Genomic DNA, 10300 nt, shown 5'->3' on the forward strand with positions numbered 1-10300 from the left:
GTGAACCTCAGTCAGTACGTCTACCTTCGTTCCGCAAGGCGCTTCTTGTTGTGAATTACAAACTGCCCTGGCGAGAACTGCATCATTTCACCCCTAGCAACACACGTGCCTCTTCAACGGTTTGCCAAGAAGGCATTGCTACGCCAGATTGAGTGCCGTTGCCCCTGCGCTCACCTGTGTCACATTCTACATAAAGACGCATCAGCATCGCTTCTGTTTCAGCGGCCCGGCTATTATCCATTACCAGTTCTGCTGCGCGTCGTAGCTGTTCTGGAATGTCATTCCACATTCCCGCACCACTTCTGTCTTTGTTAGTGAGCAAGTCTTCAATAGCAGATGAAGCCATGTTAAGCAGGTCAGCCGAAACTAAAGGCATCGGCGGGGCGGTATAGAGGATTCGACGTCTTCCGCGTCTGTCTGGATCGTATTTATCATAAAAAGCTTTGTTCACATCTTCCCAGTGCCACTGAAGTTGCCCGGTTGCGTCATGGTGGCAAAACTCGCACTGATAAACAGGCGCAATCGACATAACTGCCTTTCCAATACGTGCCAGTACAGCAACTTCGTCAGCTCTGAGACTCATTGCTTCGCTTGGGTTACTACCCTCGGCAAATTCCAAAATTTGTTCAATACGTTCTGGTGTGAAAGTGGTCATAGGCTTTGAAAACATATTTTTCCAGTTGTGCTTACCATATCATCAGGCATTAGGAGCGTTAGCGAATAATTAACAGGTCAGGACCAAAACTAAATCCTTCCCCCATACGGTCTTCATGACGGGAGACATATGCCTTACCGTATTTCTCCAGATCCTGTAAGCGATCTTTTGCCAGATTCCACGAGTATTCCTGGCCCCACACGGGTCCGTCACGCCCGTCAAAGCGGTCAGGTTTACAATTTGCTTTCAGAAGAGCGTAGACATGCTCCACCGTGGGTAGCTGCAAAGCACTATTAGCCTGAGAAACGGCAGTATGCGTCATTTCTGTTCACTCTTTATTGATTTAGTCAGTTAAGCCGGTCAGGTAACTTTAACCGGCTACTCGTATTAAGATTTCTTTCCGGTTGCTTGTCAGTTAGCGGCGAAGATCAATTTCAAGGCGGGCTGTTTTGACCTTTGTTCCGGACTCCCTAAATGTATCATCCGGAAGAGGCGAAATTTGTCCGCCAAGTTGTTTGACTCGCTCCCTGAGCGCTTTTGTCAGTGTGTCTTCCCGGAACAATACCCCAGCTGACAGAATGGCCTGTAAGCGACCTCGCTTAGCGAGCATTGCGATGGCATGCATGACTTGTTTAACGTCAGAGCGTTTAAGGAATGGTGGATTCATAACGATAACATCAAAAGTTTCATCGGGCTGGTACCCAAGAAAGTCGGTATGCACCAGCTCGACTCCTGTGCTAAGGACACTATCGTTCTTCACTGCAAGGAATCGCTCATCGTTCAATTCGATCCCGGTAATCAATGCATCCGGAGCCGCCAGTTTTAAGGCTTTCAGAATGCGGCCATCACCAAACTCTGGCTCCAGTACACGCTCCCCGGCAGCTGGTTCAGCGCGTAGAACCATATCTGTGACTAAATTCTCAGGTGTAGGGAAGAAATTGAACAGATCTCGTGGGATGTCAACCGAACCTGTCAGAATGATTTGCTCGATACGCTCAGCTGCATCCGCCGTAAAAATATGTGCCTGCTCTTTTCGGTTCCATTTGCCACCGGCGGCTTCGAGCACTTTGTTTGTCTTAACATAAATGCTGCGGTCGAGCTGGTCGGCCAGGAAAAGAAAGTTCCCTTCAGCACGGCAGCGAGATAAGACGTTCAGAACTTCAGTTGAGATTTGCATTAAAACTCCATTAAGAGGATTTACCCGCCTGGCGGCAGCGGGTTGGTTACTTAAACGGGACAATTCAGATTTGGCCTTGGTTAGTCGGCAGACAACAGCAGGGATGGGCTGTTATAAGAGAAGCGGTCAACGGGAGCCTTATCAAATCGCTGACCGCTTGCATCAGGGGTCAGAACGAGTCCGTTATGGGCGCAATGAATGTGGAGCAACATATCCCCGCCGGTGTTGATGTGTAAGGCAGGCACACCCTGATCGATTTCGAACATGACACCAAAACAGGGGTTACCTTCCTTGTTAACAACTTCACAGTGGATGTTATGTTGGCCGGTAACGCTGACCTGATAGGCCTGACTGTCCTCTTCTGGCAGTGTTTCCTCCTCCAGGCGCCAGTCCTGAAGTGTGAGGCTAATTTCAGGGGTGTCATGCTCTTTCTGAAGAGCCTGGATACCTTTACGGAACAGCTGCATCATTTCAGGAGTAAGGCAGTCTTCCTCAGCTCCAAAATGTTCTTTCCAGCCTTCAGGATCTGCATACATCCAGACGTTTTTAGCGAGCGAAGGTAAGGAAGCATCAGGCTCTACAAGGAGGTGAGGGATGTTCTCTTTGATTCCGAGATAACGTACCGGCTGGCCATTAAGCGGTAACCCATCCGACACTGTAACTTCTGTTCCTGGCAAGACGACGCTGTTTACCAGACCTCCACAATGTTCGGCCACCACGCGGCCTAAATCTGCCATAAACATCCGATGCTTTTCTGGTGAGTCCAGCTCACCAAGGAGTTCAGGTTTAAGCAGTAAACCGGTAATAATCTCAGTCAGTTCACGAGGAGATACTAATTTATACATTTTGTTTTCCTTTTCTGTGTTGGCTTTATATTACCAATCCAGATGCACGAGCTAATAACCTCCAGACAACTTTTTCAAAAATTATTTACTTAAAGCAGGGTGCTAATATGCGCAAGAAATGAATTTAGGAAGGACGGCTTCAAATTTAACTTTTTGGTTTTTTATTTTAGACGGACTTTAAAATAGCATCGTTGATAAAATAATAAACATGGTTTGTTTTTTTGTTTGTATTGACAATCAAATGGGTATAAATTAATTTACTTACATGGCGTATATTTAACGCCACCGCCCCGGCGGCACCGGGCATAAAAGGAAAACCATTTTGAAACCGATGCTCAAAAAAGATTTTTTTTCAGCTATTGAAAACCTTCTCAAAGCTGGCTTTCAACCTCGCTTTTACACTGTTAACAGTGGCCGAATCGGTCTCATTACATTCACTGATAAAAATGGAACAAAACAGGTCGAACAGGTTTATTCCTGCACTTCTTTAGCCGCCAATACTTTTGGAAAGCGCTTCACCACTTGGTTAGAAGAAATTTTTCAAAAGCATAATGAAGAAAAAGTAGCTGATTCCGGGTTCGAGGTTGGTAGCCGTGTCTGGGATAAATTGATGTATACGTTGCGCACCATTTCAGAAATTCGTGCCGGGGGGGTGCTGGTGCTGGATAACGGTGCACAGCGTACACTGGATGAAGTGCAAAAAACGGCACCTGAAACAAACCAGGTGGAGCCAAAGGAAATCTCTTCACTTCAGGAGCTGCTGAACGCTTCCAAAAATCTGGAGCCGACTTCGCCTGAGCTAATTGCGGCTCTTAATGAGGCTCTGTCAACCGCCATAAAACGGTGAATGCAACGGCAGTCTGGCACATCAGGCCTTGTCAGAGATTAGGCCTGAAAAGCACTTACGTACCGATATAACACCTAATTCCCCTCTAAGGAGATTGCCCTAAATGGCGATGAATAAAAAAGAACAAGCCGCGTATGATGAGCTGGTGGCACAGGCCAGAATAAACCGCGCTTTACGCTGGTCTGACTATGGCGTTGAACGCGATATGCCCGTACCAGAGGTCTCGGGGGAATACCAAAACGGCTGGAGCTTCAACACCGCCACTGGCACTGTTTATCCGACATGGAGCGGAACTACGGTTCACGGCACACGGGAAGAGGGAGAGGTTGTCGATGCAACCTCCCGCCGCATGCGAGGCATGAATGGTAGCCAGAACGGCATACCACAATACAGCACCAAAGAACGCGCCCTGAAGGCATTACGCTGTTCGCTTGAAATCAAGTTTGCCATGCAGCTGGATGCCATAGATAAAGCTATCGCAAAAGAAATAGAGCTGTCCACCGCTCGCCGGGAGAGCGATACATCAGATGCCTAGCGGTAAACCATCAATTCAGGCCCGTGATCAGAGGGGCCTTAACGCCCTGAAAGAGGCGGTTCCAGCGACGGCACAACTACAGATGCGGGTTACCCCTGAACGTAAACTGCGTTACGTCAATCAGGCAAAGGCCGAAGGTCTGGGTCTAACAGACTGGGTCCAAAAGCATATGGATAACGTGTGTGATCTGGCAGGCCAGCCTGAAATAACCATGTACAAAGATGATGGAGAAACAAGTGGCCAAAAATAACAACAGTCTCAAACAGCATGTCTTCAATATGCTGTCGGCTGGCAGCGAACTTAAAGAAGTGAAGCGTTTTCTCACCAGCAAGCGAGTTAAAGCCCGCCTGGCAGTGTCAATGATCCACGAGCAGGCGATTGCTGTGCAGAACACTGAATACCAGAATTATCCGGCTTATAGCTAACTGGTAACAACAATTACAGAGAGATACTTAAAATGAGCGTAAACCCAGAATACACCAGGGTTCAGCATGTCCAGATTATTCGCGAGCGAGATGGGCAGAAGGAAGTTGTTCGAGTCTATGATGAAGATGGCGACGTGGTTCTGTGTTTACCTGCCTACATTCAGGATGAGGAAATAAATCTTATTCTGCGCCGGTTGAATGACGTATATTCAGTCGGATATCGTGTAGGTGATGCAGCCCGCCGCCGCGCCATCAAAAAAGCGCTGGGGGATGATGAGGAGTAAGGCCATTTTTACTGGCAAGATATCTGTATACCGGAGTCTTTAGAGTACGTTCTAATGGCTCCGGATTATTAATACTGTTTTACTCATGCAATAAAAAGCAAACCAAAATTCTTTCGCTAATTCATTTTTAAATGCTCAAATCATTAAATGTAAGGAGCGTTATTTATCAATAGGTATGGCGTTCTTAATGGCTATTAAGCTAGTTCTGCTTTCGCTTGCTTCTGGAAATTAGGGAAACCTAATTTTACCCTATCAAAAAGTAACTTTTCTGGTTTTGTTGCATTCACGTAAACAAAAAAAGTCCCGCCGGGCAGAAAAGAAAAACATCAAAAATAGCTATTTTCCCGAAAAGATCACGAACACTGAAAAAGTATCATGGGGAACCTGATCAGGAGACAACCCATGAAAATCAAACTAGCCCTGCTTATTGCATTTGCAGGTTTCAGCGCAGGAGCTTCCGCTGAAATCGCAGAATTCAGCTTTAAAGATACCCTGAACGTTAAAAAGACCGTATCGCCTGCATCCGTATGGATTAATCCGGTAACGAGCTTTGACGTTGCCGTTATTTCCGGTCTGGACCGTTATATTACGCTCAGTCTGCTGAAAAGTGACGGGAGCCTCATCTGGAGCACGAAAAGCAGCCTGGTTACCGTTGATGACCGTACCACATCTTCGACAGGCTTTGATTATTACGGCAAGACTCTGACCGTACCAGCGATGGGAGAAGATAGCTTCACCCTCAGAGAGGTGATTACCGACTTGCAAGGGAAGGAGGTCTCCCGGCAGGATTACCCGCTTGCAATTGACCGAACGCCTCCGGCAACGGGTACCATAAGTTATACGAGAAATGGGTGGAACTTTGGCAGCGAAGCGATCTTCACTTCAGTACCAGCCGGTATGCAGTACGCCAGCGTCCAGGCACTGGTCTTTAATGGACTGAGTGATAAAGGTTCCGGGCTTGCTAATGCTGAATATTTCATAACCGATGCCGCTGGAGTGGAGCGTAAAAAGCCAGCGGAAATTAATACAGTGGAAGGTAGCGTAACCGTTCAAGTCGCCGACGCAAGCAGCAATGCCCTGGCACCGGAAAACCGCTCTGAATATAAAGTGGGGATCTACCTTTATGACAAAGCGGGAAACAGGAGCGAACTAAGCCGCCGAAGCGTAATTGATCGGGTTAAGCCTGACGATATCATCCAGGTGCAGGACGCCACTACCGGATCATGGGTCTCCTATCAGTCTGGCATGACCGTCTTCCAGAACCCTATTTCCGTACGGGTATTAAGGAAGAAAAGTGACTTTACTGCTGTTAACGGTTCCAAATATGGCTGGGCGGACTCGAATTTCCAGACGTCCGATAGCACTTATAATATCTATACTTTCAAATACATATATCCAAATGTGGGGGATACTTATCATGAATTTCAGACTCTGGCGGGAGGAGTAAGACGAATTCATCATAACTCCCTCAACTTCACTCCAGCCCCGGCGATGGAAATAGCCCCGAAGATAGTGGCTAAAGAGATGTACCGGAGTGATACCAGTGAGTGGTTAACTCAGGCCTCAATCAGCGTTAAAACCGCCACCATTAGCCGCATAAAGGTAACCGCAGAACCCCGACCATACGTGCAAAAGTTCAGAACGGTAAAAAATGCAGCCTGGTTCTGCACTATTCCTGTCGGACAAAGTTCATGCGAGATGACGGTTAACTTCAACTACACCAGTGACAAAGGATTTGAGTATCTGCATCTTTACTCGGGAAAAGATGGTGACAGCATATTCGATGCGCTTGCTGGTAATTTTACGGTTATCTGGGATAACAACCCACCGGTGGTTAATGTCGCTCAGGTAAACAAGGCCTCCAAGACAATCACTATGACGGCCACCGATAATGATCGCGTCAACGCCTGGAACATCAGCTACTGGGATACCAAAGTTTTCGAAGCCACCCTTAAAAATGCCCGGGGGGAAACTTTCACCCTGAAGCCTGTGACTGTCAGTGAAAGCGATTATAAAACCAAAAACGCCACTTTCTCATACGCTGGTCTACCGGACGGGGATTATACGGTTGTTAGCGTGTCTGCCACGGATCTTGTTGGAAACACAGGAACCAAAACGCTTAATGCACCGCTGAAAATTGACTCAACGCTTCCGGTTATTGCGTTCAGCTTTAATGGCGCAGACGCAGAAGGAAAACTGGTTAAAGGGCTTGAGAACCTACGCATAAGCGTTACTGATGCCTCTGGGGATGCTTCCCTGATATCGCTTCAGCTCGCTGGTGGACCTAACTCTGAAAAGGTCACCCTTGCATTCACGCCGCTATCCAAGGATGTCTTTATTCCTGAATACCCCAGAATCTTCCCCAATACTGACGAATCGGGACAGATGTATCATCTGGAGGCTCTGGCTATTGACGAATCAGGTAACCGGACCACTAAAACGCTTAATTTTACCTACCAGCCAGCTAACCTGATTATGCTGGATAATCTCAAGACGCTGGCCACAGCCGTAGCACTGAAAGCAACGGACAACACGCCGCTGGCCATCATCCGAACCAGTGTGTTGCGTCGTCAGGACGGTTCTATCATTACCGGACAGTTAAACGGAACCCTGACTGTTCAGAAAAACGCCCAGTTCGGCGTTACGGTTGCCGGAGTTACGGTCCAGCCTGGTGAAACTAAATCGCTGTCACTGGATCTTGGTAATGGTGAAGAGCGCACATATCCCGTTACTCCCGCTGTAAGTGGTCAATCTGGCACGGCCACATTTGCTATAGAATTCCCTCAAACATAAACCCTACACAAGGGTACGGTAGTATGCCGTACCCTGTTACGCCATCCTCAATGTAAAATGTAGAGTTGAGCATGACTTAATTATTACTTTCTCATTAAGTGTCTCTTAAACTGCAAACGGGAAAGTAATATTCCCGAGACGGGAAGGACTCCTTCCTTTTGGTTATAATCTATGATGCTAAACTGTGTAATTACACCGGAACAATGTCCTCGTTTAAATCGCTGGCACCAGTACATGATTTATCCATGAATGCTTTTTGATGCAATTTTACTTCAGAATGCTCTTAATTTTTTAAACAAATTATATTTGAATCCTTCGTGTATAAATTTGCAGACCCTCTCTCAATGTTTTTTTAAAATATTTACTCTCAGGTTATTAGCCAGTAGATTCATTCTGTCATGATTACTCCAGAACTAACCGGAGGAATCACATTATGACCAAATATTATGATCGCAGTGGAATTGAAATCTCCAGCGCAAAAATCCGCTGTGTTGATTCTGTAAAAGGTACTGCGGAATATACTTTTCGTATTGTTTGCGATAAATGCAATGGGCGGGGAGAGCGTAAGCATTTTTATAGAAGTCGCTGTATGGCTTGTAAAGCCACGGGTTACAGCCTCGAAACGACCCGTACTGCTTACACGCTGAATGCGCTGTACCGCATTAATGCGCAAGCTGCCCGCAAAGTGTCAGCATCCCTGCAAGACGAGCGTTTAAGGACTGAAAGCGCCCACAGTTCTGCGTTCACAGCATGGTGCAGGTCTCATCAAAAAATGGTTGATGCAATCACCCAACAATCCAGTAGTAATAATTTTCTGGAAAGCCTTAAGTCTTCTTTAACCCACCAGCGTCAGTTAAGTGATAAGCAGCTGGCAGTTGCCGCCCGCATTTTAGGTATTCATTAATTCAAAGCCCTTTTAATTTAATTTTAAGGTCAATTATTACGGAGGAACTATGATCCATTCATTTAAAGACAGACGGCTTGAAAAGTTCTTCCGTAATGGAAAAACAACGGCAGGTATTCCTTCTGAAATTATTAACGCAATTCTGTGTCGACTTGAAACGCTGGATAATGTCCAGAGTGAGCGGGAGTTATTATCCAACAGCTTGCGTTATGAACGCTTAAGAATGACGTCAAACCGTTATTCCTCCATTCGAGTAAACTCTAAGTATCGATTATTCTTTGAATGGAATGATGGCGCACATAATGTTCATTTGTCTGCACATGACTATAAATCGCTCATCCATTAAGGTTAAAAATGAAGCTATTTTCAATTTCATCCCGGGATACAAGCATGGACGCGATGTTTTATATCCAGGCCAGTACTAAACAACAGGCAAGTTACATATTTAGTACCCTTTCCCCGAAGCCTACTGCGAACTGCCAGCTTACAGATTTGCAGAATGAGACGGTCGTCCCTTCCATAAGCCCTATTTCGCTTTCACTTAACCCCTGGTCGATCAATTCCCAGTCCCGAACCCGGGAACTGCGTATGGCCACGCATGGTCTTAACCTGATCTGTGCAGTCACGGATGAGCATACCCGTCAGATAGTTGACTTTTGCGATAACCTTGGACAGCAGCTTAAGGATCCGGACGACAAAAGCGCCTGGGTTAAGCTCATTAATTCTGAATGCGCTTTGCTTAATTCTCCGCGTCTCTATCCCGTTCTGCTTGAGCCGGATACACCGGCACAATTTGAAATCTTTGTGCCAGCTCCGGAAGATGGAGAACACGACACGGTCATAGCCAGCGTTGTTAAAGAATGTTTCGGAGATGAATGCCGGTACAGAGTAACGGACAAAGCTTTTGCAATGTCGGAAAAGCCAGTCATCAGGCTGGAAGCTCATTTCAATGACAAACGCGAAAAGGTTTTAGAACTGACCTTTTCCTGTTTCAATCTTTCACTCTCAGCGTCCGTGCATGAAAACCAGCTACGTCAGATTTTGTTACTTTGCGAAGACTTTGGCGTAAGGCTTCAGGGTAGAGCAGGGGCATCCTGCCACGTTAATATGCGCAGTGCTTACCGTCGTCTTGCTCATGTTGGCACCGGCTCTCGCCCAGGTGATGACAGTGATGTGCGGGTCTATACCTCGTTAAAAGAAGAAAAAGATGTTAAGAGGCTGCTTGATAAGTCAACCAGGGGAAGTGAGCTTGTACCGGCGAGGCACGGGCAGCAGTTTAACGGGGTCTTAGTGAATGCCACACCCGCATCGGCCACTACTGGTTTCATTTACCTTTCGCATGATTTTCCGGAAGGCCAGTTTATGATGACAGCCGAGGTGTTGCATGTTGGAATTACACCAGGCGGTATTTACTACATTGAAACACTGGACGGTTACCGGTTTATCGTGACAGCGTTTGAGAAGGGATTAATGAACGGTTTGAGGGAGTTTATAGCTGCAAATGAGGAATATTTTAAGTATTACCGCTGGTCTTAGTATCTGAGCTGAAACCGGTAGGCCAGGGAAGGCAACCGGGAAAATGCAATTTAACCTGATCCTATACCTACGACTATCTTTATCCACTTATAATAGCCTCACCAAATTATAATGCCCGATCACCGCATTTGCTTAAACCTCACATATTCTTCTTATGCTTCCCCTGATAATCTACGACCGAAAGACAAAGGAAAGTGAATACGAAATAAGATTTATGAGCACGGTAATGACTCCAACTTATTGATAGTGTTTTATGTTCAGATAATGCCCGATGACTTTGTCATGCAGCTCCACCGATT

13 protein-coding genes are annotated in these 10300 nt (G+C 46.4%); 8 read left to right on the top strand and 5 right to left on the bottom strand.

Going from position 1 to position 10300, the window contains the following annotated elements:
• Positions 1-82: 82 nt before the first annotated feature.
• The 4 genes from QMN38_RS22025 to QMN38_RS22040 all read right to left on the bottom strand — a co-directional run bounded on the left by QMN38_RS22025 (position 83) and on the right by QMN38_RS22040 (position 2677).
• Positions 83-670 (bottom strand): hypothetical protein, encoded by a 588-nt coding sequence (locus QMN38_RS22025; RefSeq protein WP_000491820.1) that lies wholly within the window; start codon positions 668-670, stop codon positions 83-85.
• Between the two features lie 43 nt (positions 671-713).
• Positions 714-977: a hypothetical protein gene (locus tag QMN38_RS22030; RefSeq protein WP_000149862.1), complete on the bottom strand. Its 264-nt coding sequence runs from the start codon at positions 975-977 to the stop codon at positions 714-716.
• A 93-nt stretch (positions 978-1070) separates the two neighbouring features.
• Positions 1071-1832: a methyltransferase gene (locus QMN38_RS22035; protein ID WP_001167418.1), complete on the bottom strand. Its 762-nt coding sequence runs from the start codon at positions 1830-1832 to the stop codon at positions 1071-1073.
• Positions 1833-1912: 80 nt separating this feature from the next.
• Entirely contained in the window at positions 1913-2677 is a 765-nt protein-coding gene (locus tag QMN38_RS22040; RefSeq protein ID WP_000277498.1) for a hypothetical protein, read from the bottom strand.
• A gap of 331 nt (positions 2678-3008) precedes the next feature.
• On the opposite strand from QMN38_RS22040, the gene QMN38_RS22045 reads away from it, so the two are divergent.
• The 8 genes from QMN38_RS22045 (at position 3009) to QMN38_RS22080 (ending at position 10001) form a co-directional block, all read left to right on the top strand.
• A complete protein-coding gene (locus tag QMN38_RS22045; protein ID WP_012695482.1) occupies positions 3009-3524 on the top strand; it encodes a hypothetical protein in 516 nt (171 codons plus the stop codon).
• A 103-nt stretch (positions 3525-3627) separates the two neighbouring features.
• Positions 3628-4059, top strand: a complete 432-nt coding sequence (locus QMN38_RS22050; protein ID WP_001251242.1) for a hypothetical protein — start codon at positions 3628-3630, stop codon at positions 4057-4059.
• Positions 4060-4295: 236 nt separating this feature from the next.
• Positions 4296-4484, top strand: coding sequence for a hypothetical protein (locus QMN38_RS22055; RefSeq protein ID WP_001107529.1), 189 nt, complete (start codon positions 4296-4298; stop codon positions 4482-4484).
• 32 nt (positions 4485-4516) lie between these two features.
• Complete coding sequence (locus QMN38_RS22060) at positions 4517-4768, top strand: hypothetical protein (protein WP_000115760.1); 252 nt, start codon at positions 4517-4519, stop codon at positions 4766-4768.
• Between the two features lie 402 nt (positions 4769-5170).
• Positions 5171-7561, top strand: coding sequence for an Ig-like domain-containing protein (locus tag QMN38_RS22065; protein WP_000694551.1), 2391 nt, complete (start codon positions 5171-5173; stop codon positions 7559-7561).
• Between the two features lie 433 nt (positions 7562-7994).
• On the top strand, positions 7995-8465 hold the full coding sequence (locus tag QMN38_RS22070) for a hypothetical protein (RefSeq protein WP_000170639.1): 471 nt from the start codon (positions 7995-7997) through the stop codon (positions 8463-8465).
• 49 nt (positions 8466-8514) lie between these two features.
• Positions 8515-8811 carry a type II toxin-antitoxin system RelE/ParE family toxin gene (locus QMN38_RS22075; RefSeq protein ID WP_000581857.1) on the top strand — a complete coding sequence of 99 codons (297 nt, stop codon included), beginning with the start codon at positions 8515-8517 and terminating at the stop codon, positions 8809-8811.
• A 44-nt stretch (positions 8812-8855) separates the two neighbouring features.
• Positions 8856-10001 (top strand): hypothetical protein, encoded by a 1146-nt coding sequence (locus QMN38_RS22080; protein ID WP_000339750.1) that lies wholly within the window; start codon positions 8856-8858, stop codon positions 9999-10001.
• A gap of 237 nt (positions 10002-10238) precedes the next feature.
• Here QMN38_RS22080 and QMN38_RS27050 read toward each other — a convergent pair.
• Positions 10239-10300 (bottom strand): IS1 family transposase (locus QMN38_RS27050; protein WP_071528444.1); only part of this gene is annotated, 62 nt, incomplete at its 5' end.

Source organism: Citrobacter sp. R-1.5.2 (genome assembly GCF_035064245.1).
Lineage (GTDB): Bacteria > Pseudomonadota > Gammaproteobacteria > Enterobacterales > Enterobacteriaceae > Citrobacter.

Excerpts from the sequence above, each read along its gene's own strand:
- QMN38_RS22025 (WP_000491820.1), bottom strand. The coding sequence starts at position 670 with ATGTTTTCAAAGCCTATGACCACTTTCACACCAGAACGTATTGAACAA.
- QMN38_RS22030 (WP_000149862.1), bottom strand. The coding sequence starts at position 977 with ATGACGCATACTGCCGTTTCTCAGGCTAATAGTGCTTTGCAGCTACCC.
- QMN38_RS22035 (WP_001167418.1), bottom strand. The coding sequence starts at position 1,832 with ATGCAAATCTCAACTGAAGTTCTGAACGTCTTATCTCGCTGCCGTGCT.
- QMN38_RS22040 (WP_000277498.1), bottom strand. The coding sequence starts at position 2,677 with ATGTATAAATTAGTATCTCCTCGTGAACTGACTGAGATTATTACCGGT.
- QMN38_RS22045 (WP_012695482.1), top strand. The coding sequence starts at position 3,009 with ATGCTCAAAAAAGATTTTTTTTCAGCTATTGAAAACCTTCTCAAAGCT.
- QMN38_RS22050 (WP_001251242.1), top strand. The coding sequence starts at position 3,628 with ATGGCGATGAATAAAAAAGAACAAGCCGCGTATGATGAGCTGGTGGCA.
- QMN38_RS22060 (WP_000115760.1), top strand. The coding sequence starts at position 4,517 with ATGAGCGTAAACCCAGAATACACCAGGGTTCAGCATGTCCAGATTATT.
- QMN38_RS22065 (WP_000694551.1), top strand. The coding sequence starts at position 5,171 with ATGAAAATCAAACTAGCCCTGCTTATTGCATTTGCAGGTTTCAGCGCA.
- QMN38_RS22070 (WP_000170639.1), top strand. The coding sequence starts at position 7,995 with ATGACCAAATATTATGATCGCAGTGGAATTGAAATCTCCAGCGCAAAA.
- QMN38_RS22075 (WP_000581857.1), top strand. The coding sequence starts at position 8,515 with ATGATCCATTCATTTAAAGACAGACGGCTTGAAAAGTTCTTCCGTAAT.
- QMN38_RS22080 (WP_000339750.1), top strand. The coding sequence starts at position 8,856 with ATGGACGCGATGTTTTATATCCAGGCCAGTACTAAACAACAGGCAAGT.